The organism is uncultured Parabacteroides sp. (genome assembly GCF_905196875.1).
Lineage (GTDB): Bacteria > Bacteroidota > Bacteroidia > Bacteroidales > Tannerellaceae > Parabacteroides.
Genome location: NZ_CAJJWO010000017.1, coordinates 60,981 through 83,997, shown reverse-complemented (window position 1 = coordinate 83,997; position 23,017 = coordinate 60,981). Strand labels below are relative to the sequence as shown.

Below are 23,017 nucleotides of genomic sequence, written 5' to 3'. Positions count from 1 at the left end.
AAATCTTCTAATGGATTCGTAATTAATGTCAAAGGAGTGCGTAGTTCGTGTGAGAAGTTGGCAAATAATTTCATACGTTCCTCGTGTAATTCCTTCATTTTCTCTTGTTCCAACTGTTTAAAACGTATATTGCTTTCGAGCTCATGCCGAACCTTTTGGTGATAGATGGATTTTGCAATGATAGAAGATATAATGGTGATATACAATACATAAGCCCACCACGTTTTATATAAAGGAGGCATTACAGTGATATTTAAAGAAGCTTCTTGTGGATTCCAGATCCCATCACTGTTTGCAACCTTAACTTTGAATTTGTAAGTACCTGGAGCTAAATTGCTATAATAAGCTACCCTTCGCCCCTTTACATAGTTCCATTCTTTTTCTACCCCTTCCATCATATAAGCATATTGGTTTTGCTTAGGGGAAATAAAGTCTGGAGCTGTATAACCAATAGCAATATTGGTTTCATCGGCTTTTAGTTTGAGTCGTTTTGTGCTCTCAAATTCTACCGGATTATTATTTATATATAAGGTTTTCAGATAAATCGGTGGAGTATATGTGTTTTTACTCATTTGTGTTGGATTAAAACATATAATTCCTTTATTCCCAGGAAAGTATAAGTTTCCTTTTTTGTCTGTTGTTCCGGCATGTATGGAGAACTCCATTATTTGCCGGCTGTCGTTAATAACCGGATAGAAGGAATCATCTTTCGAATTGTAACCATATAAACTCTCTCCGGAAAGTGCCCATAAGGAATAATTTTTACCTTGTACCATTGTGTATATGTAGCCGTCTGCTAATCCGTCTTTTTCCGTATAATGTTTTATCTTGTTCATTTTTTTGTCAAAACGGAAGATACCATTTCCAAAGAAAGAAACCCATATGTTATGGAGCGAGTCAGTAAGGATTGAACTTACTGTACCGGGTTTTCCGTTTTCTGGCAAATCGAGTTGGGGGGATGACACTGTTTTTAGCAGGCCTTTATTCATATTATATTGGAATAAACCTTGTCCGAGAGTTCCCATTATAAAAACATCCGGTTGTGTTTCTTTTATGGTGGTAACAAAATGAAATCGTCTGTTTTGTCCGTCAACATTAAACAGATTAGTACTTTTTCCATCTTCTAACATAACTAACCCTGTATTGGAGTTGGTTGGAATCCATATCCTGTCTTTACTATCGCTGAGTAAGGCATAAATATCGCCATATTGGTAGTCGTATAGTAAACGATAATTTTTTCGTTTGCGGGAGAATAGATAAACTTCTCCTTTATTGGTTGCACAGATAATGCTGTCTCCTTTGATAAATAAGGATTTAAATATGTTGGAGTTGTAATTGTCCTTGTAAGGCGATTTTACCGGATAAAGTTGTTGGCTCTGATTTGACGGATTGTAGCGGAACAGGCCGGCACCTTCTGTTGCAAACCATATATTACCTTCGTCATCTTCCTGTCCCATGCCCAATAGTCCGGTAAATTCTTTTGGTGCGATCTGATAAAATAGTTTTTTGACCGGACTGTAATAATTCAGTCCTCTCCATGTTCCAACCCATAGAGCACCGGTATTATCATTTAGTAAGCTATGTACGGAGTAATAGCTTAAAGCTCCGGGATAGTCCGGATTGAATTTATATGGAGTCACTTGGAGTGTCTTCATATCTACTTCGTTTAGTCCGGCAAAAGTTCCGAAAAGTAAAGTTCCGGGAGTAGGTTCTGCTATTGCTCGGACAACATTGCTGCTTAATGCAGAATTTTCAGAATTAATATGAATGAAAAGTTCATTTTCCTTATCAAAATAGCAAGCTCCGGAGGTTTGAGAATGTACCCACAGTCGTTTGTTACTGTCTGTAAACAAACCACAGATTGTTCCTTTTATTAATGAGGATGGATCATTCGGATCGTGTTTATAAACAGATATTACCTTCCTTTGTTTGTTAAGAACAATAAGTCCGCTTTGTGCACTTGCCACATAAAGATTCCCTTTTTCGTCTTCTGCCAGTGCTTTTATATTTGAATTGATAGGGATTTCAGCCAGCCAGTCTTTAAACACCAGTGAGTCACCTTGTTCGTCATATTGGTAAATATATTTTTCTCCGGCTACAAGAAAATCTCCGGTATGGCTGCGTATGCAACAGTGCATAAAACGAGTTTCACGAACATGATATCGTTTTATTTTACCCGTCTGATGCGCTATTTTGTGAAGACCATTATCTGTTATAACCCATATGTTTTTGTTCCTGTCTTCATTAATCGCCATAACATTATTGTCTTTAAGTGAGCAGGAGTCGGTTGGATTATTTCTATAAATTGTAAATTCATATCCGTCATATTTATGGAGTCCTCCCCGTGTTCCCAACCACAAATATCCATCCGTATCCTGATAGATACAGGATACGGAACCTTGAGACAAACCATCTTCTACTCCGATCTGTGAAAAGAACCAGGGAGATGTATTAGTTCCTTTAACAGGTTGTAAAACAGAAAGCAATAGTAGGCAAAACAGATTTCGGATGATACTTTTCATGATTTATAGATTGTTCTGGTCCCGGAAGACTAAGAGATAAATTAACTATAATTTAGTGTAAAGATATGAATTTTACCTTTATTCTTCGTCTACCCCATTATATTTTCTGTTGAAATCACGTAAGCGCATAAACTTTGCCTTGTTTTTCAGTGTTGTTTTCAGACGTGTTGACGGAAGAAAAGTGACTGTTTTGATACGGATATCCTGCGGTTTCAGGTCATCTTTGTTGTCTACTATATCACTGGTAATTGAGGCACTGAATATCCCTATGTCTCCGAATTGGATATTCTTTCCACTCAATAACTCTAATTCAAATTGTTTCATTAATGCTTCTATAACACCTTTTATATCGGCCGATGTTATCGTGCAATTACTGGATATGCGATAGCATAAATCATTCAGGTTAATTGTACTACTATTTGCTTTCGCTGCAAAATAACCTGTTTTCTCTTTGCCGGGGATGGTGCATACCATCTTTCTTGGTTTGTAAATGATACTCATGTTTTGTTTTATTTATTTAGATGTTTATGTTGTATTGTTCTGCTCTCTTTTTTGCGACAAGTACGTCTCTTTTTATTTAGAGGTAGGTGTAAATCCATTTATACCTACCTCTAAATAGATTTATACCTAGGTGTTTTTTTAAAGGGATTGGGATAAATATACAAAATCGATGAGGCGTTGTCAAGAGATGATAAGCATAATGTGGACGAAAGGGTAGATATAGGGGATAAACAGGTAGAAAAAATAATCCCCCACCTTGATAGTAAAGGCAGGGGAAGAGTTTGATTTTATATATCTGACAGTATATAGAGAAGAGACAGATGATCGTCTTTTAATGAGATATGCAGTGTGTAATCATCATAAATATATACTGTATTCAGCGTTTCCCCGTCTACCTCTATCTCTTTGCCGGAAGCGTCGGCTTCCTGTTGCGATGCCTGTTCCAGAAGGGTTGCAGCCCAGTAGCGATGAGCGGGTAGCAGGCGTTCGTAAGAAGTGCATACATTATCTTTCATATCGAAGCGGTAGGTGACGTCGAACAGGCGACCCAACTCATCCTCTTCCTGGCAGGTCATGGTGAAGAGGGAGCCCGTTTGCCGGCTATCCTGAATGCGTTCTTTATGCTCTTCTATATATTGAAGAATCTCTTTATCCGTTTTGTTCAGCCATGTCTGGCAGAAGCCCCCCTGGCTGCAAAGGAGCAGCAGGAGGGGTATCAGTAATCTATTCCACATAAAATTCGGTGTTTAACGGGGTTGATTTGGATGAGTTGCCGGCATACAACAGGAACTTGCCGGGCTCTACCACAAACTCATTCTTATCGTTATACATGCCGTAGGCGCGGCGGTTTACACGGAAGGTGACAGTCTTTTCTTCGCCCGGCTCCAGCGTGATACGTTCGAAACCGCATAACTCCCTTTCATAGCGGGAGATAGAAGAAGTTTCGTCGACCAGGTAAAGCTGTATGACTTCATCGCCTTTCACTGCACCGGTATTTTTCACCCGGCAGGTAACAGTCAGCGTGTCACCATCGGCAATGCGTGTTTGTGCCGGTTGGAGGTCGCTCAGTTCGAACGTGGTGTAACTCAGTCCGTATCCGAAAGGATAAAGTTCGCCGTCGACGCGGGCAAAGCCTTTACCGTTGGCATTGGGTTTGAACGGGAATGCCCAGGGGATTTGTCCGACCGACTTCGGGAAGGTCGTCGATAGCTTACCGCCGGGGTTATAATCGCCGAATAACACTTCGGCAACTGCCTGTCCGGAGTATTCTCCCGGGAACCAGGCTTCAACGATGGCCGGCAAATTGGCATCTTCCCAGTTGAGGGTAGCCGGGCGACCGTTAAACAGTACCAATACAACGGGTGTACCAGTCGCTTGCACAGCACGCACCAGCTCTTTCTGGCGACCCGACAGGTCGAGGTTGACACGGCTGCGGGATTCACCGATCGTACGGAAGTCGTCGCCTACATATATAATAGCAACTTCCGCTTTCCGGGCTATTTCGACGGCTTCGTTGATTCCTTCCTGTTCCTTGTCGCTCATTTCGAAGAACATCACGTCGCTTTGCGGGAAGTTCTTGTCGCGAACGTTACATCCTTTGGCATACATCAGGTTGACATCCTCGCCGAGCAGATCCTTCAGACCTTGTAGGCCCGTTACGACATGCGGGTTGTGCGATCCGTAGCGGGAAGTAAGCGATTTATATTCGTCAGCCTGCGGGCCGATCACTGCAATGTTCCGGATCTCTTTCGATAGCGGGAGCGTCTTGTTCTCATTCTTCAGAAGAACGATCGATTCGCGGGCGGCACGGAGCGATATTTCCCGGTGCTTGTCGCTGTTTACTACCTGATCGGCCAGCTTGGTGTCTTTTACGTAGGGTTGATCGAAGAGTCCCAGCCAGAACTTGACATAGAGCACTTCGCGGACACGTTGATCCAGGGTGCTTTCCGTTACGAGTCCTTGCTTCAAGGCATTTCTCAGCGTCTCGATAAAGACTTCCGACTCTTCGAAGAAGGTGCGAATATTCAGTCCGGCATTCAGTTCACTGGCAACAGCCTCTTCGGGTGTGGCTACGATATGGTAGAAGTCGACGTTCTTGCTGATCGACCAGCTGTCGGAGACGATATATCCTTTGAAGCCCCATTGGTTGCGCATCAGTTCCGTCATCAGGTAGTGGCTGGCGCTGACGGGCGTACCGTTGTAGTCGTTGTGTGCACACATGGTTCCGAGTGCGCCTGCTTCCTGGAAGGCGATGCGGAAGGGTTCGAGGTGCAGCTCATGTACTTCCTGCGGGGTGGCGTGCGGGTCGGTTCGCGACTCGCAATCGCGTCCGCCGGCCGGAACGCCGTAGATGGCGAAGTGTTTCGGGGTGGAGACAACGCGGTTGTCTTGAATACCGAGCACCTGCTGGCGGCCCAGTTCGCCGACCAGGTATGGGGCTTCGCCGTAACTTTCGACGGTACGGCCCCAACGCGGATCGCGTGCCACGTCGAGTATCGGGGAGTAGACGTTGGTATATCCCAGTGCTTTGGCCTCTTCGCCGGTAATGCGTCCGATCTCGCGGATCAGTTCTTTGTCCCAGGTACAGCCTTGTCCGATCTGGGCGGGGAAGAAGGTAGACTTCTCGTGTTTCAGTCCGCGGATGCCTTCGTTAGTCAGGTCGGCGGGGATGCCCAGGCGGGTTTCTTCCACGAAGAAAGCCTGTACCTTGTTCATGGCTTCGGCATGGTTGGAGTAGGGGAAGTCGAGCGAGGTGCGTTTCCATTCTCCGTTCAGATGCTCGTCGATATTGCCGATACCGTCTTTCCAGATGCGGGTTTTCCATTCGGCGGTCGGCAGGGTGTCTTTCAGAATGGCACCATATCCGTAAATGGTACCGAGCTGGCAGGTCTTTTCTTCCACGGTCATCTGTCGGAGCAGGTCGTCTATCCGTTTGTCGATAGGTTGGGAAGGATCTTCGTAGACGTCTTTCTTTCCATTCTTATTGAAGTCGATCCAACCTTTCTGGTAAATCTTCTTCTGTTTTTTTTGAGCATGGGGCTGTGAAGCCTGTAAGCTGCTATTGTCTGCATTCAGCAGGGGAAGGATCCCGAACGACAGGCACAGGATCAGCCGTTTAGCCGGTGTGTTATTTGTGATCATGATATTGATATTATATGGTTATACTAATGTTATTCAACGATATACCAGTTATATCCCTTGGACGGTATAGTAATGGTGATTGTGACGGAATAGTCGCGTTCCAATACATATACTTGTACATCCCGGTCTTGTTCCTTTATAGTTACTTTATCCGTCAGGCCCGTGTAGTAAAGAGGTATTTTGATTTCCTTACGTACAGGAACGTCCAGCGGGTTGTAGACGGAGATAAATCCTTTCTGTTTCAATGCAGGGTTGACATGCATGATACCATCCCAGTCCTGACCGTCCGGTCGACGCAGGTGGATGATGTCGGAGTCGAGTATCTGACGGTATTTCTTATAGAAAGAGACCCATTTGTTGACCAGTTCTTTAGTCGCGTCGGTATCATACAGGCGGGGACCGCGGTAGCAAGCTTGTACACCGGCACCGAACAGGTTGCGCAGACGGGTTTCGTAATGATCCAAGTGTTCGTTCAACGGTTCGATTGTAGCAGCTTCGCCTCCTCCGTGATATTGCGTGAGGGGGACGAACATGAAGCCCATGCTGGGTGTTTTCTGCCAGGTTCCGTCGTAGATGTTCTGGCGTTCGATGATCTCCTGGTAGGCGCGGGGCAACGACCAGTTGGTTTCGACATATCCCATCGGTGTCTTATTGGAGCCGCTCAGGAAGTACCAATCCGGTACATTCAGATAAACTCCGTTGGCGCGGCACCAGCGATAGAACCGGTTGATCTTTTTCCATTGCTGCCACTGCGAGTCGAGATATCCTTTATGACCGCTATGTGAGGTGGATGCACAAGGGTCGCCGGGGTATGAGCCGTCGTTTTCAAAGACATTCATACCTGTTGTGGTGAAGAAGTTCTGTAATTTACGGAAGTAGGTATCTCCCCAATCGGATGCGATGCAGGGAGATACGCCGAAACGGCTACCTTCTTCACGTGTGTTGGCCGGTTTCCCGGTTCTATGACTAATGGCGGCGTCTATGTCTTTTGCACCACGGCTTGCCAGTAGGGAATAACCGCCGATGGCAATGCCTTTCCGGGCAGCGTAATCGCTCAATTCTTTCATTCGTTGCAGATAGGAAGCGGAGTCGTTCTCGATCTTGAAGCCGCTACCGAATGTCATGATCACCATCTCGAAGCCGACGGCGGCGCATTGGTCGATGGCTTGTTTCACGGCTTCGTTATCTGATTCGCGAACATGCATGAAGATCGGGTTCTCCTGTGTCCAGGGAGCCATCATGCGCCAGAACTTACATTCTGCCAAGCCGCGCCGTTCCTGGTCGGTGGCGTCGCGCAGCATTTCGAAGGCGGTACACGACTCGAAACTTTCTCCGGCTTTGATATCTAGTCCGGGACCGAGTAAAGGAGTTACTTCGAGGCGGGCCGGTTTGTATTGACCGTAATAGCGTATACCGGTAAATTCATATTCCGGATGGTCGAACACCCAACGGACTGCCGGGTTATCTTTCATCGCTTCCATATCGCCGCCCATGGCATAATCGGTTACAACGAACAACTGGGTGAAACGATCGATATAATCACGTGGGGCGTCTGTCTGTACCGGCTGCTTACGGTAATCTTTAGTGTAAGTTTCCGGTTCCTGTGCCATCATACGGACTTCGTGAGGTTCACCGTAATGAACTTTAGGAGCGGTTTCCACCAGTGCCAGTATTTCCGACTTGAAGGAGTCGAGTGTGATCGTTTTTGTTCCTTTATTATCTATTTCGATCCATTTAGCCAGGATGGGAGCTCCATCATATAGTTCGTAGATGACACGAACTTTCAGATCTTTACATTCCCGGGGAGCTGTTGCCGGAGCCTGGTAGTTGAAGGTGATCCGTTTGCCAGGGGCAGGCCAGGGATATAGGTTGGATATCCATTGCTTATTCGGTTTCCAGGGGAAGCGTTCTTTACTTTCGCTGATCTGGTAGTCGACCAGGGTAAAAGCGGAATCGCAGGCCTGCATGTTATTGATAAATTCATCTGTCAGGAAGTTGTTGACGGGCTGCCCGGTCAGTCCTCCGACAGGATATTCTTTTCCGTTAATGACGAGTAAGGCTTCGGGACGGACAGCTCGTAATTCATTTTGTCCGGTCATTAGGTTGTCTAAGGCAATGGTCGCTGCGTTGGGAGCAAGCAGGAAGGTACGCCGCAGGAGGCCGTTGGTCAATTCAAGACGTTTCTCTTCGTACGTTGTCTGCACCTTCGATTTATAGGAAGCACCGTCGATTAGCCAATCCTGGGCAGATAAGCTGAGGGTAGAGGAAATATATAAACTTATTATCAGCAGTAAGTATCTCATGATATGATGTTTTCTTGGTATATGAAAGGAGAGAAATAAGGGGCAAATACATTGCCTGTAGATGCCCCCTTTATTAAATATTAAAGTGAATAATATGCATATTCAGTTCTATCTCTATCCATTAAAAAGGATTGAGTTTGCGAGGCTGTAGTGTCAATTCCATTGTTGTTCAACCACCCTATATAACGATATGTGCTATCTATGACTTGTGGAGCTGTGACAGTTATTGTTTCTCCTAGATTGCAGTAGTAATATTTACTACCTATTATTCTGCTATCACCTGTTGTTGGATCAACAAATACATAAACGAGTTCTAAAAAACGCGTACTAACACTTTGGGTGTTTAAATCTACATTAGTATTTGTAGAAGGTTGAGATGTTGAATAGACATTCTCTTCGGCTTTTAGTTGTGTATAGTTGATTCCACAAATAAAAGCAATAAGGATAAATAATAAATTTGTTCTCATGATAATAATATTTTGCATTAGAGCGTATTGAAAGGACTTTGTAGGTCTCTTTCAATACTTTTTTATTACTTGATTATTTTTTATTACTTGATTAATTGTAACCCGGATTCTGTGGAAAGTCAGCACCTGTGTTAGAGTCGATGATAGATTGGGGGATTGGCCACAAAGTATGATCGTTGTCTATTTTATTGCTCCGAGGGTTGTACTTTTTGGTGCGTTCTACTAATTTGCCGGTACGAACCAGTGTAAAGCGACGTAGTTCTTCGCCAACCAATTCGCGGATACGTTCATCCAACAGGAAGTCTATCGTTGCCTGAGAAGCACTAATTTCAGGAGCTCCTGCACGTTTGCGCACAACGTTGATCGCTTCAGCTGCACCTTGTGCGTTACCTTGCTGTAAACGAGCTTCGGCCAGTAACAAATACGTTTCTGCCAGACGAAACTTCATACGGTCTTTATTATTACCTGTGTAAGCAGGATCATCATCTGTTTTACCGTAGAAAAACTTTGTGATCGTTGGGTAAATAGATAATTTTGCCCATGTATTTTCTGTCACCTCGCACTTCTTACCAAGCAGTTCTGGAGTTGCCGGATTGTTGTAATACCACTCTCTCTTAATGCTGTATTTAGAGTTACGCATATCCGTAGGAGCGTAAAAGTCTTCTCCTTCGATCCACCATTTGAATGGTACGATTTGAGCCAGACCGCGGCCACCCAATGAGTCGCACAATACGAAACCTGTTTCATTCCAGTATTTGGGAACCCAGGCACGTTTCGTCCAATCTTCGCTGTCGTCACCACCACCGGGTGTGTTATATTCCAGCTGCATAACCCAGATGGTTTCCATATTACCTGCTGTACGGTTTTGATTGTATTCGAGGAACATATCAGAGAATACATCACCGGGCTGTGATTTATTGACACCGAAACGTTCTGTCATCAGGTGGAAATAACCGCAATCGATCACTTGTTTGGCAGCAGCTTCTGCTTTATCGTATTGTCCAGCCATCAGGTAAACTTCAGACAACAATTGGATAGCAGCCCATTTGGTCAATTTACCAACTTCATTTACATTATCCGGATTATCCGGCAAGTTATCTGCAGCAAAAGTTAGATCCTCGATCATGTGATTCAGGACTTCAGCTTTAGGAGTACGAGTGAAGTCAATGCGGAAATCGCTTTCAATTTTATCTACGTAAGGAACATCACCATACAGATAGGTTAGATAGCGGTAAGCATAGGCACGGAAGAAACGAGCTTCTGCCTGGAAACCAATTTTATCTGTCGGTGCATCCCAGTTTTCGTTCTTATCGGCATAGGTCAATAATTCGTTGACAGATGCGATCAATCCATAAGACCATTTCCAATAGTTTTCAACGAATGCCAGAGAGGGAGTGATAGCCAGTGTTTCGAAAGGAACGAGCGAACCGTCTCCATGACCTACGTACACAAGGTCTGTTGCCACTTGGAACGATTCGTAAGGACAAGCCTGTCCTAATGTTGTCGGTGAACTTCCCCAAGTATTAAATTCAGAACGTGCCCAGGCATACAGTCCGTTTACACCAACCTGGAAACCGTATGTGCTAGTATAGGTGTTATCAGGAGCCAATTCCTTTTTCAGATTTTCATCCAGGAAGTCGGAGCAGCCAGTTGCTGTGATTAATAAAAATGCTGCTGCTGCAGCGGCTAATATATTTTTCATATTCTGTCTTTGTTTATGAGATTAGAAAATAAGATTTAAACCCAGCATGTAAGAACGGGCTGTCGGGTAACAAGAAATAATGTTTGCATTATAGTCTGTTCCGTCAAAGTTCAGCGCATTCTTTATATTACTGAATGTATACAGGTTGTTAACACTCACATTAACGTTCAAAGAAGAAACCCCGATCGGGTTAAGAATGCTCTTCGGCAGATTGTAGCCTAATGAGATGTTTTTGATTCGTACATAATTCATCTTTTTGTAGAATTCATGTTTGTCGTAAGGAACATACCCGGGAGAGGTCATTGCATTTGTCGGATTTTCCGGAGTCCAGTAATCCATTCCGCTGATATAGTTGTATTTGGAACTCCAACGGTCGAAGTTGTAATCGTTCATTTGTTTCCAGGCTCCGAATACACCGTTCAATAAGAATGAGAATGTGAAATTCTTATATGCAAAAGTGTTACCTAATGACATCGTGAAGCTCGGTAACTTGGAGCCGATGATCTGTTTGTCTTTAGATGTAATTGTTCCGTCGCCGTCGACATCTTCCAGTTTTGCATGTCCGGGTTTTGCTCCTTTCTGTATTTCTTTTCCGTCTGCATTCAGGAAGTTATCGCCTTCCTGCCATGTACCAACTACCTTATAGTCGTAGTAAACCTTTACCGGCTCGCCGATAAACCATTTGTTTGTGATATCGTCTTTTCCGTCTCCGCGAAGTTCGATGATCTTATCGCGGTTCAGTGCGAAATTGAAGCTGCTGCTCCAACGGAAGTCTTTACTTTCCATGTTCACTGAGTTCAAAGCTAGTTCGACACCTGTATTACGTGTTTCGCCGACGTTGTCCATGATCGAGTTATAACCGTTCATAATAGGAACTGTACGGCTCATCAACAGATCGGAAGTATTTGATACATAGAAGTCGATGCTACCGGACAGGCGGTTGTTGAAGAAGCTGAAATCGACACCGGCGTTGACTGTGCGGGTAGTTTCCCATTTCAGGTTAGGGTTACCGATAGAGTTGTATGACAAGATCACACCGTTAACGGTTGTTCCTTTATCTCCCCAAATGTAGTTTGTCAGTTTCAAACGGTCTAATGTCTGATAAGCCTTGATAGCCTGGTTACCGTTGGAACCCCATGATAAACGTACTTTTAACATATCCAACCAACTGTTAGTACTTTCCATAAACTCTTCGGAAGAAATGTTCCATGCGGCGGCAAGAGAAGGGAAGATGGCATATTTGTTATTCTCACCGAATGCTGAGTAACCGTCCGAACGACCGGTAGCTGTAAACAAATATCTGTTTGCATAGTTATAGTTCAAACGTAACATATAAGATAACATTGCTGTTTCAGTCAGTTCGGAAGTAACGGTTTTGTTTTCTTCCGCACCTGCCATGTTGTGATATTCAGAATCATCGTTTACGAAGCTGGTACCTTTCTGTTCGGATATTTGCTGAGAAGTCTGTTGCATACTGAACAAACCGGTTGCATCGAATTTGTGCTTGCCTAACTGAAGTTCATACTTCAACACGTTTTCCCAGGTATAATCCCAGTCATGTTGGTTCTTGATGGCAGCCGAACCATTCTTGGCTCTACCGGTCACTGTGTTACGTCCATAGTAAGAAGCTTCGAATTTACTGCGGTAGTTGTAACCGAAGTTGGTACGGAAGCTCAATCCTTTGATTGGAAGTTTTGCATCTGCATACGTAGAAACAAAGATATTACGAGATGTTTTATCACTTGTTGCATCCAGGTCTGCTAATGGGTTTGGATGTAAAGTCTGGTCCATCGGATAGAAGTTTAACGAACCGTCGCTTTTATACATCTGACCGTAAGGAGACTGACAAAGAGCATCTGAAATACCGGCCTGTACACCACCATATTCTTTCAGGGCGGCTTGTGTAGCCATACCGATAGTCAGCCAGTTGCCCAGTTGTTGTGTAATATTCAAAGAGATATTCGTACGTTTCATACCGGTATCTTTTACTACACCTTCCTGATTCAGGCGTGAGATTGCTGCCATGTAAGTGGTCTTTTCCGTACCGCCCGATATACTGATCTGGTGGCTGTTGGTCATAGCGTTTCTAAAGATCTGATCTTGCCAGTCTGTCTCGATTCCATTCTTCCAGTTCTCGATTTCACTAACGTTCAAGATATCTTCCGGATCTTTGATCACACCGTTGTAGTTCATATAAGCCCACTGGTCTTGAAGGAATTTTACATATTCCGGGCCTTTCATTACATTGACGCGGCGTTCCGGCTGTGAGAAACCTACCTGTCCTTTATAAGATACGGTGGCTGTTCCTTTCTTTCCTTTCTTGGTCTGGATCAGGATAACACCGTTGGCACCGCGTGAACCGTAGATGGCTGCAGAAGATGCATCTTTCAATACAGACATGTTTTCGATATTATCCGGGTCGATATCTCCCAATGAACCGCTGTAAGGGATACCGTCCAATACGATCAACGGAGAGTTGTCGGCTGTCAACGAGTTTTCACCACGAACGCGCAATACCTGATCTTCCGAAGGGCTTGCCTTTTCCATTGTGATGTTTAACCCCGGAACCTGGCCTGCCAGTTTATCCATCAGGTTGTTGGTAGTAACCATCTGTAACTTCTCGTTACCTACGGCTACGATACCGCCTGTCATATCCGATTTTTTCTGTGAACCGTAACCGATAACGACTACTTCGTCCAGTTTTTCGGAATCTTCGGACAGAACGACTTTAATAGGAGCATTTCCGCTCACTTTTATTTCCTGTGCCTGGTAGCCGATGTAAGAAACGACTAATGTAGACCCCTTTGGAGCTTCGAATGTGAAGTTACCGTCTACATCTGTAATAGTACCGATGGTAGTCCCTTTTACCAGAATATTAGCCCCGATGATCGGGTAATTGTCTGCTCCGGAGATTACGGTACCAGAGATTTTGATGTCTTGCGCATACACCTGTACAGATATAAACGCCATAAAGAAGAATAATAACGAAAGAATCCTGTTCTTTCGTTCTACTGCCTTATTACAGGGAGGCAGGTTCCCGTCCAGTTGTCTGCTCATGCTTTTCATAATTTATTTGCGCATTAAACAATTTAAGTAATTAACCAGATGGTTATTTTAATTTTTTGTGTCAAAAGAATGAAACATGCGTCATGTGTGCGGACAAAATTGTCCCAAAAGGATGTAATATCGTCTCATTACGCTAAAAAACATGTAATTTCTTTAAATTTATCTGGCTAGTCGGTGTATTTCGCATGCAGCCATCAGGAAGGCTCCGGTCCCGTATAGCTCGGTCATTTCTTTGGTTACTTTGCGTGGATCGGCTCCAACGGGTTGTACCCAACCCAGTTTGCCATCGCTCTCTACGGCAGAGCATAAGGCTACCCATCCTTTTTCTATAACCGGGAGGTATTTGTCGGCCGGAAGATATCCCTGATTGACGCCATAAGCCAGTCCGTAAACAATAAATCCGGTAGCGCTTGTTTCTGGCGACGGATAACTGTCGGGATCTAAAAGACTGGCATGCCAGAAGCCGTCTTTACTTTGCAATCCGGCCAGGCGTTCGCTGATCTCTTTGAATAGTTGCAGGTAGAAAGGACGGTATTCGGTATCGTCGACCGGTAGTGTTTTCAGTATTTCAGCCAATCCGCCGATTACCCAGCCATTGCCTCGTCCCCAGAAAACTTTCTGTCCGTTTGCTTCTTTCTGGTTGAAGTAGCGGCTATCGCGGAAGAAGAGTTTTTCTTCTTTGTCGTATAGATGATTGTAGGTGGCTTTGAATTCCGCATCGGAGAAAATCATATACTTTCTATTGCCGGTAAGCGTGTAGAGACGGGTATATACAGCCGGTGCCATAAACAATGCATCACACCACGACCAGCGTTCGTAGGAAAGAGGTTGGCTGTAATCGATATCCATGCCGCCATTGGAAGGGTTGTTCACTACCCAGTCGATGCGGGCAAGTGTAGGAAGCAGCATTTTATCTTCTTTATATTTCATGTACATGTCGATGTAGGTCTGCGATACACATACATCATCGGCGTGATACATCCGGTCGGCTACCTGCCAATGCTGACGGTTGAATACTTTTTTCAACCAATCGGAATACTGTTCGTCTCCACTGAGCTCGGCCCAGTCGCATATTCCCAGATAAAGAGCTCCGGCAATCCAGCCTTTCGGTTCGCTAACGGCATATTTATTATGAGGAAACTCTTTGATCTGCCAGTCTGCTACTTTACGCGAAATAGCAGTTACTTCCTCTTTTTTCAAGTCAGCGGCCTGTGAAGAGATTGTGACACAGGCCAACATAATAGCAGTTGCAATGTGTTTAAATGGCATTCGTTTTGAAATCATAGATCTGTTCTTTTATTATTAGATTAATAAGTTTAATCAAATGAATAAAAGAACAGGATCCTTTGAAAACACAATTATCTCAAAAGCGAGTACAAACGTCTCATTCGTTTTCCTGATACTCGGTAGGCGACATTCCGTATACGGCCTTGAAGCTTCGGGCGAAATAAGAACGGCTGCTGAAACCGATATGCTGGGCTATTTCAGACACATTCATATTGGATTCTTTCAGCAGTTTGGCTCCGGCTTCGAGGCGGATATTCTTTATCAGTTCGATAGGCGATAGACCTGTCACCGTTTTTACTTTCCGGTAGAAATTGGCCCGGCTCATACCAAGTGTCTGATAAATAACCGATACATCCAGATCCTGGTTGGAGATGTTTGCCTTTACGATCTCGATATATTGAGTCAGGAAGTCGTTGTCCTCTTCGGGCTCTTCCACTCCCAGGTTGCGCAGGCTCAGCGATTCACCGTATATGTTTTTCATCTTTTCGCGAATGGAAAGCAGGTTTCTTATGCGTGCTTTCAAAATGGAAACATGGAACGGTTTTATGATGTAATCGTCGGCTCCGGCCTCCAATCCTTCCTCTATCTGTGATACCATAGACTTACCTGTCAGCAGGATCACGGGTATGTGGCAGAGGTGTTGACTTTCTTTGATACGTTTACATAGTTCCAGTCCGTTCATTTCAGGCATCATGACGTCACTGACGATTATATGGGGAGAAGCTGTCTCCAGCAGTTCAAGCGCTTCTTTCCCATTGGTCGCTTTCAATACGATGTAGTCGAGTTGCAATTGATGTTCCAGATATTGCAGGACTTCTTGATTGTCGTCTACCAGCAGAACCGTCTGCTTGTTGCGGGTTTCCGTTTCTTCTACAAGCAAAGCCACCTTTTTACTGATTTCGGAAGAGTGGGATTGAGATGGCTCTTCCTCTTTTTTTACATCTTGTTTTTCAGTGTCGGGAAGAAGGATCAGGAAGGTTGTTTCCTTTTCTTCCGGACTGTTAATCCAGATACATCCCTGGTGTTGCCGCACGATCGAGCGTGTCAGGCTTAACCCTATTCCGGTACCGGAAACTTCTTTGTGGACATCCTCGTTCGATCGGTAGAAGGGTTCGAATATCTTGTCGGCTTCCTCTTTATTAATCCCTTTTCCGGTATCGCTTATTTCTATCAGGATGTAGCCGGATTCTATCAGGGTCGAACTTTCCTGCTCGGGAAACATCGCCAGTTCTTCGCATTTGTTTTGCGGTATCCGGCTGATCCGGATCGTTACGTTTCCTTCTGCCGGAGTGAACTTGAATGCATTCGACAGCAGGTTGAAAAAGACCTTCTCTATTTCCGCTTCATCATAGCTGGTAAAGAATGGCTCCGGCAATTCGTTTTTCAGCACGAATGTTATCTCCCGGTTCTGTGCCACGCTTTCGAAGGAGTGATACATCTCCTGAATGAATGCCGAGAAATTGAAACGTGTCTTTTGAAGGACCGTTTTGCCGGCTTCGTATTTCTGAATGTCCATCAGGTTGTTGACGAGCAGCAGCATGCGCCCGGTATTCTTTTTGATCAGTTGCAGGGCATCCTTCACTTCCGGTGAGAAGCTGACCCGTTGCAGCAAGTCGTTCAGCGGATTGATGATCAGCGTGAGCGGAGTTCTCAGTTCATGTGAGAAGTTGGTGAACATACGCATACGTTCTTCGTGCAGTTCGTTTTCCTTCTCGTGTTCCAACTGTTTATATTTGGCCTCCCGCTCCCGTTCGTGTTTGAGGTGCTGCCGTTGTACGATCCATACCACGATGATCGACAGGGCACACAAATAGATCAGGTAAGCCCACCATGTCTGGTAGAATGGAGGGTTTACGGTGATGTATAAAACAGCCTCTTCCGGGTTCCAGACACCGTCGTTGTTGGCGGCTTTCACGCGGAAGGTATATTTCCCCGGAGATAAGTTACTGTAATAAGCTTCCCGTCGGTTTCCGATATTATGCCAGTTATGGTCGGCCCCTTCCATCATATAAGCATACGAATTGTTTTGGGAATGGATGAAGTTGAGTGCCGAATAGCGGATGGTGATGTTTCCCTGGTTGGCCTCCAGCGTGATGTTGTTGTTATATTGCAGGGGCAGCAGTTCCTGGTAAGCCGGTAATCCTTCCTGGTCCACCTGAGTGTTTATCTGCAATGAAGTAATATAAACAGGAGGAATGTTCGGGTTCGTAATTGATTTTTGCGGGTTGATAGCCAGTATTCCTTTATTGCCGGAGAAATAGAGGGTCCCGTCTTTCGAAACGCAATTGTTGGCATATAATGAGTATTCCTGTGTCGGGCTGTCGACGGGTCTGACTTGTTCGAATTTGTTTGCCGGACGGTCCAGTTTGTATAATTCTTTGCCGGTCACTACCCATATATTCCCCTCTTTATCGATTGAAAGCGAATTGATGTAACTTTCCGACAGACCATCTTCTTTTTGATAATTCTGTATTAAGTTGAGGTCTTTGTCGAGCCGGAACAGACCGCCTTTGGTGGTAGCTATCCATATATATTGTCCGGAATCTTTCACGACACCGGATATACTCCCCAGCCGTTTGTTTTTATCGCCGTTCTGCAACCGGGCAGTAAGGTTGACTGCTGTTTTCTTGTTCATGTCGTAGACAAAAGCACTATCGGTGATGGCCCCGAACAGAAATACGTCCGGTTCCAGTTCTTTGATCAGGCACATTCCCCGGAATTCCTTTTCCACACCGTCTACATTAAATCGGTTGACCGTCTTTCCCTTGTCCACCATGACGGTATGGTTGGAGGTATTGGTCGGTATCCATAACCGTTGCCGGCTGTCTATATATAAGGTATTGATGTCGTTGTATTTGTAGTCATGTATTTTCTGGTATTGCTCCTTACGGATGGAGAAGAGGTAGACGGAACCGAAGTGCGTGGCACAGAATATGGAATCACCCTGTATCAGGATGGTTTTGAGGATATTTATTTCATAATTCCCGGCTTGCAAAGGCTTTATGGGGTAAAGTTTCTGTTCGCCGTTGCGTGGGTTGTAATAAAGCAATCCCGCCCCTTCCGTGGCAAACCACATATTCCCTTTGTTATCTTCCTGGCCTTGTCCCAGTATACCGGCAAAGGCTTTCGGGGTGATAAATGAGGTCGGTCTGTGGAAAGGGCTGTGGTAGTTGACGCCGGCGGAATAGGTTCCGACCCATAATGTCTGGTCGCGATCGATCAGCATACTATGGATGGAGTAATGGCTGAGTGCTCCTTTCGCTTTCATATCCATGTCGACCGGCGTGATGGTCATATTGCGGGTGTTCAGGATGTTGAGGCCCCTGAAGGTGCCGATCAGGACCGAGTCTTTGCCGAATGGAATAAGATGGCGTACGGAATTGTTGTTGAGGCCCGAGTTACCGGTGTTGAGGCGTCTGAATGTCTCGTCTTTCTTATTGTAAACGCACAAACCGTCTTCATTGGTACCAATGAATATATTATTGGCTACGCCAGCCAATAATATAGATATCGTACTTATAGGTAATTTTTGCGGGTTACCGGAACTGTCCGGAAGGAAATGTTTTTTCAGCTTCCAATCGGTAGAGTATACATACAGGCCTTTATCTTCCGTACCGATAAAAATATCACCGTCCTTATCCTGGATAATGGAATGGATGGGCGAATCCATTTCTTTCAGGTAAGGCATTTCTTCGACCGTTTTATCCGGATTACACTTTAATATGCTCCGGGTGGTGAGGGCATAGAGTTCACCATTTGTATGGAAAAGGAAATTGCTGACTGCATTTGTCGTTATTTCCGGATTGATAGCCTGGGGATAGAAACGGGTGATCTGCTGTGTCTTGTAGTCGATGCAGTTGACCCCGTTGGATGTACCTATCCAAATATTCTTGTTTCTGTCTTCATTGATCCTGCGAATGTAATTATCGCTTATCGAAGCCGGGTTGTTTACTTCGTTCTGATATATTTTGAATTCGTATCCGTCATAACGGTTCGCCCCGTTGCGTGTACCGAACCATATATATCCGTCCGAATCCTGGAATATATTCATTACAGATACCTGCGAAAGTCCGTTTTCTACTCCCAGGTGAGAAAAGAAGAAGGGACTGTTATTGCCGTAAGCCGTAAGCGTACAGGTGAAAAGAAGCCAGACTATGATAAGTTTGTATATTGTATTCATCCCTGGTCGTCCTCTTTTTTCAATCCGTATTGTGCATTTGCGCGGTATCCCAGACGGACGATCTTCCCTTCTTCCTGCAATGTTTTCAGATCTTTCAGGGCAATATATTTCGAACAACCGTTGAGCGAACGGCACAGGAAGGTCGAGATCGTATCATGCTTTTCGATATAAGCCAGAATGTTGGCTTTGCGCTTTTCTTCCGTATACCCTTTCAGGCGGCTGGGTTCATCGGCACGTTCCACCTTCATGTATCGCAACTGGTCCTTCAGTTCTTTGGAGCAGCGGAATACCACTTTGTGGAATTTCACCAGATGGGGTTTGATCTCTTTTTCTGTTGTCAGCGAAGGACATTTAAGCGAGGCGTTGAACGTCCCCAGACCTTCCAACTCGACGATATCGCCGTATTTCAGGTGAAAAGCGATCCGGCTTTTCAGCGCGTCCAGCATCCCTTTTACATCGGCAGACGAAAAGGAACTGATCTGTGAGATCTCTTCACAAAGAGCATCGATGCGTACGGTATATTGGTTCACCTGGCGGGCGTGGAGGTTTTCCTTCTTTCCCGGGTTTCTGAATAGGTTGTAAGTGGCTGACATCTGCAGTACTGTTTAAGTATTTATATAGGTTGTTATTTGACTCGTCCCGGTCTTCTTTTCAAAAGACTGCCTTCTAGGTTTCCTTCCCTCGTGACAAAAAGTTTGTTTGACCTCCGTCAGACAGCTGTCCGACATTGGTGAGACAGCTATCCCACCCGGGTCGGACAGCTGTTCGATTGCAGTCGGACAAAGATTAGGATAGCACCAAAGATACATTATATTGGGACAAAATGTATCTTTCCCGGCATTTTTTTTAATTTATCCTTAGTTAAAGGCGGCGGCCTCCCTATTGTATATACCTTGGCTTACTTTACTACTCAATTCCGGCTCCTTTTGGATTTTTTACGCTGAATAGAGACAATCGTGATCGGTAATGAGATAATTTTATTAGTTAGAATGGGAGTGGCTGGGTATATTTGCAGCTCAATCAAACAACAAATCATGAATAAACGAGTATTAAGTTTAACCTTATTGTTAGCCTGCCTGGGATTGATGACGATGCAGGCGGAAGGCCGGAAAGTGGAATCATTTAATTCCGGCTGGTCATTTAAGAAAGCTCCGGCGGAAAAAGAGCTGGCTATTAACGCCCCGAAATGGGAGACCGGCTGGTCGGAAGTGGAAATACCCCATACCTGGAATGCCAAGGATATGCAGGTACAGGCCAATAACTTTTATGAAGGGGCGGCTTATTATAAGAAAAACTATTTCTTCCCTGCCGACCTGAAAGGCAAGCGGGTCTTCCTGCGCTTTGAGGGTGTCGGCTCCTGCGCCGAAGTGTTCGTGAACGGAATGCTGGCCACTTCTCATAAAGGCGGTTATTCGGCTTTCGCCTGTGAGATCAGCCCGCTGTTGAAGGTAGGAGAGGAGAATGAGATTATCGTGAAGGCAGATAACAAATCGCGTCCGGATGTGATTCCGGTCAACCATAATTTGTTTGGTGTGTATGGCGGTATTTATCGTCCGGTATGGTTGATCGTTACCGAACCGTATAATATCAGTGTTACCGACTGTGCCTCTCCGGGTGTTTATATAACCCAGAAGAATGTATCCAAAAAGCAAGCGGATGTAAAAGTAAAGGTCAAACTGGATAACGGCACTTTGCAGCCCGTCCCTGTTACTTTGCAGAATACGATCTATGACCAGGAAGGGAAGCAGATCGCAACAAACAGCCAGTCGTTCGATTTGACAGCACAGGGCGAACAGGCTTACGAATCTTCTTTCACGATCAAGAAACCGACGTTGTGGCAGGGACGTGAAAATCCTTACCTGTATAAGGTAGTCAGCCGACTGATCAAAGACGGGCAGGTGATCGACGAAATGGTACAACCGCTGGGTTTACGCAAATATGAAATTGTAGCAGGTAAAGGCTTTTACCTGAATGGAGAGAAGTATCCGATGTACGGTGTTACCCGCCATCAGGACTGGTGGGGGTTGGGAAGTGCCCTGAAGAATGAGAACCATGACTTCGACCTGGCTACTATTATGGATGTCGGTGCAACCACGGTCCGTTTTGCTCATTATCAGCAATCCGATTATCTGTATTCGCGTTGCGACAGCCTGGGACTGATTATCTGGGCGGAGATTCCTTTTGTCAACCGTGTTACCGGTCAGGAAGCGGAAAACTGCCGTAACCAGTTGCGCGAGATGATTCGTCAGAGTTTCAATCACCCTTCCATCTATGTGTGGGGATTGCATAATGAGGTATACCAGCCGCACCAGTACACAAAAGAGTTGACACAATCCCTGCATGATCTGGCAAAGACGGAAGACCCGGATCGTTATACGGTGTCGGTAAACGGATATGGCCATATGGAACATCCGGTGAATCTGGTTGCCGATATCCAGGGAATGAACCGTTATTTCGGCTGGTATGAAAAGAAAATACAGGATATCAAACCCTGGGTGGAGAATCTGGAGAAAGAGTATCCTTACCAGAAGCTAATGCTTACCGAATACGGTGCTGACGCCAACTTGAACCATCAGACCGAGTATCTGGGAGAAGCCCTGAACTGGACGAAAGAGTTCTATCCGGAGACATTTGCCACCAAGACACATGAATATCAGTGGAGCGTGATCGCTGCCCATCCATATATTATCGCTTCTTATCTTTGGAATACGTTCGACTTCTGTGCCCCGATGTGGGTGCGCGGAGGTGTGCCGGCTCGTAACATGAAAGGGTTGGTTACTTTCGACCGCAAGGTGAAGAAGGATTCTTATTTCTGGTATAAGGCAAACTGGAGCAAAGAACCTGTACTGTTCCTGACACAACGTCGTAACTGGGATCGTGAGAAAAAGGAAACTTCAGTGACGGTTTATTCAAATATCGGTACGCCGAAAGTCTACCTGAACGGAAAAGAACTGGCCGGTATCCGTGAAGGTTATACGCCCGTACATTATATTATAGATAATGTGACGCTCGATATGGGTAAGAATATCGTGAAAACAGTCGTTGTGAATGAGGGCAAGACGTACAAAGATGAGATAGAATGGATGTATAGCGGCGAGAAGAAACGCGACTCAGACCAGTCGGTCAATAAGGAAGAACATGCCGGATTCTGATTTCTCCCGGAACTAAATGGTGAATAAAAAGACAGGTGTTGTAAGATTCGTTCTTGCAACACCTGTTCTGTTTTTACCAACCGTTATAATGTATCTGTTTCTTGTTGTATTTATCTTTCGGCTTTTCGCTGCCCGTCGGATAGCCGAGCGGGATAACCGTGAGCGGAAGGATATGCTCCGGCAGTTGTAAAGCATCCCGGATAATCTTTATTCGTTCGGGGTATGGATAAGCCGCTGTCCAGACGGCGCCCAGTCCCATCGACTCGGCAGCCAGTAATATGTTTTGTGCGGCGGCGGAGCAGTCCAGTTGCCAGGCGTTTCCCGACTTAACGGTATCTCCGCAAACAATAATAGCTTGCTTGGTTTCTTTCAGCATGCGTGCCAGTGGCAATCCGTCTCCCATTTTATCCAGCAAATCCCGATCCGTGACAATAACGAACTCCCAGGGACGGCGGTCTCTGGAGGAGGGTGCAGCCATGCCGGCGCGAACCAGCGTTTCCAGTTTCTCTTTCTCTACGGGACGTTCCGTGTATTTGCGTACGCTTTTCCGGTTGAAGATCGTTTCCAATGTCTGGTTAGAGTCTCCGCTTTCCTGGGTTTCCGTACCGTTACAGGCAACCAGGGCTGATAATAATACAATAAAAGAATATTTCCATTTCATACTGCAAACATACAAATTGATCCGGACAAATATAA

General features: G+C 45.1%; 13 protein-coding genes. 1 reads left to right on the top strand and 12 read right to left on the bottom strand.

Annotated elements, in window-relative coordinates:
- From QZ076_RS08350 to QZ076_RS08300, 11 genes are all read right to left on the bottom strand, one after another.
- On the bottom strand, positions 1–2,522 hold a 2,522-nt coding region (locus QZ076_RS08350), incomplete at its 3' end, for a two-component regulator propeller domain-containing protein (protein WP_293712372.1).
- Between the two features lie 78 nt (positions 2,523–2,600).
- Positions 2,601–3,023 carry an HU family DNA-binding protein gene (locus QZ076_RS08345; protein WP_293712369.1) on the bottom strand — a complete coding sequence of 141 codons (423 nt, stop codon included), beginning with the start codon at positions 3,021–3,023 and terminating at the stop codon, positions 2,601–2,603.
- Between the two features lie 287 nt (positions 3,024–3,310).
- Positions 3,311–3,757, bottom strand: coding sequence for a hypothetical protein (locus QZ076_RS08340; RefSeq protein WP_293712366.1), 447 nt, complete (start codon positions 3,755–3,757; stop codon positions 3,311–3,313).
- Positions 3,747–6,164, bottom strand: a complete 2,418-nt coding sequence (locus QZ076_RS08335) for a glycoside hydrolase family 3 N-terminal domain-containing protein (protein ID WP_293712363.1) — start codon at positions 6,162–6,164, stop codon at positions 3,747–3,749. The genes QZ076_RS08340 and QZ076_RS08335 overlap by 11 nt, the downstream gene beginning before the upstream one ends.
- A 29-nt stretch (positions 6,165–6,193) precedes the next feature.
- A complete protein-coding gene (locus QZ076_RS08330) occupies positions 6,194–8,467 on the bottom strand; it encodes a hypothetical protein (RefSeq protein WP_293712360.1) in 2,274 nt (757 codons plus the stop codon).
- Between the two features lie 80 nt (positions 8,468–8,547).
- Entirely contained in the window at positions 8,548–8,934 is a 387-nt protein-coding gene (locus QZ076_RS08325) for a hypothetical protein (protein WP_293712357.1), read from the bottom strand.
- Between the two features lie 91 nt (positions 8,935–9,025).
- Positions 9,026–10,636, bottom strand: coding sequence for a RagB/SusD family nutrient uptake outer membrane protein (locus QZ076_RS08320; RefSeq protein ID WP_293712354.1), 1,611 nt, complete (start codon positions 10,634–10,636; stop codon positions 9,026–9,028).
- Between the two features lie 21 nt (positions 10,637–10,657).
- Positions 10,658–13,693 (bottom strand): TonB-dependent receptor, encoded by a 3,036-nt coding sequence (locus QZ076_RS08315; RefSeq protein WP_293712351.1) that lies wholly within the window; start codon positions 13,691–13,693, stop codon positions 10,658–10,660.
- A 168-nt stretch (positions 13,694–13,861) separates the two neighbouring features.
- On the bottom strand, positions 13,862–14,941 hold the full coding sequence (locus QZ076_RS08310) for a glycoside hydrolase family 88 protein (protein ID WP_293712378.1): 1,080 nt from the start codon (positions 14,939–14,941) through the stop codon (positions 13,862–13,864).
- Positions 14,942–15,086: 145 nt separating this feature from the next.
- Positions 15,087–19,169 (bottom strand): two-component regulator propeller domain-containing protein, encoded by a 4,083-nt coding sequence (locus QZ076_RS08305; RefSeq protein WP_293712348.1) that lies wholly within the window; start codon positions 19,167–19,169, stop codon positions 15,087–15,089.
- Complete coding sequence (locus QZ076_RS08300; RefSeq protein WP_293712345.1) at positions 19,166–19,762, bottom strand: HU family DNA-binding protein; 597 nt, start codon at positions 19,760–19,762, stop codon at positions 19,166–19,168. Before QZ076_RS08300 ends, QZ076_RS08305 begins: the two co-directional genes overlap by 4 nt.
- A gap of 441 nt (positions 19,763–20,203) precedes the next feature.
- Between QZ076_RS08300 and QZ076_RS08295 the strand changes: the two genes are divergently transcribed.
- Positions 20,204–22,321 carry a glycoside hydrolase family 2 TIM barrel-domain containing protein gene (locus tag QZ076_RS08295; protein WP_293712342.1) on the top strand — a complete coding sequence of 706 codons (2,118 nt, stop codon included), beginning with the start codon at positions 20,204–20,206 and terminating at the stop codon, positions 22,319–22,321.
- Between the two features lie 73 nt (positions 22,322–22,394).
- Here QZ076_RS08295 and QZ076_RS08290 read toward each other — a convergent pair whose 3' ends face one another.
- Positions 22,395–22,982: a nitroreductase family protein gene (locus QZ076_RS08290; RefSeq protein WP_293712339.1), complete on the bottom strand. Its 588-nt coding sequence runs from the start codon at positions 22,980–22,982 to the stop codon at positions 22,395–22,397.
- Positions 22,983–23,017 lie beyond the last annotated feature (35 nt).

What these genes read in the sequence shown, in the direction of transcription:
- QZ076_RS08320 (WP_293712354.1), bottom strand. Translation starts at nt 10,636, where the DNA reads ATGAAAAATATATTAGCCGCTGCAGCAGCAGCATTTTTATTAATCACA.
- QZ076_RS08325 (WP_293712357.1), bottom strand. Translation starts at nt 8,934, where the DNA reads ATGAGAACAAATTTATTATTTATCCTTATTGCTTTTATTTGTGGAATC.
- QZ076_RS08345 (WP_293712369.1), bottom strand. Translation starts at nt 3,023, where the DNA reads ATGAGTATCATTTACAAACCAAGAAAGATGGTATGCACCATCCCCGGC.
- QZ076_RS08295 (WP_293712342.1), top strand. Translation starts at nt 20,204, where the DNA reads ATGAATAAACGAGTATTAAGTTTAACCTTATTGTTAGCCTGCCTGGGA.
- QZ076_RS08300 (WP_293712345.1), bottom strand. Translation starts at nt 19,762, where the DNA reads ATGTCAGCCACTTACAACCTATTCAGAAACCCGGGAAAGAAGGAAAAC.
- QZ076_RS08335 (WP_293712363.1), bottom strand. Translation starts at nt 6,164, where the DNA reads ATGATCACAAATAACACACCGGCTAAACGGCTGATCCTGTGCCTGTCG.
- QZ076_RS08340 (WP_293712366.1), bottom strand. Translation starts at nt 3,757, where the DNA reads ATGTGGAATAGATTACTGATACCCCTCCTGCTGCTCCTTTGCAGCCAG.
- QZ076_RS08330 (WP_293712360.1), bottom strand. Translation starts at nt 8,467, where the DNA reads ATGAGATACTTACTGCTGATAATAAGTTTATATATTTCCTCTACCCTC.
- QZ076_RS08315 (WP_293712351.1), bottom strand. Translation starts at nt 13,693, where the DNA reads ATGAGCAGACAACTGGACGGGAACCTGCCTCCCTGTAATAAGGCAGTA.
- QZ076_RS08310 (WP_293712378.1), bottom strand. Translation starts at nt 14,941, where the DNA reads ATGTTGGCCTGTGTCACAATCTCTTCACAGGCCGCTGACTTGAAAAAA.
- QZ076_RS08305 (WP_293712348.1), bottom strand. Translation starts at nt 19,169, where the DNA reads ATGAATACAATATACAAACTTATCATAGTCTGGCTTCTTTTCACCTGT.
- QZ076_RS08290 (WP_293712339.1), bottom strand. Translation starts at nt 22,982, where the DNA reads ATGAAATGGAAATATTCTTTTATTGTATTATTATCAGCCCTGGTTGCC.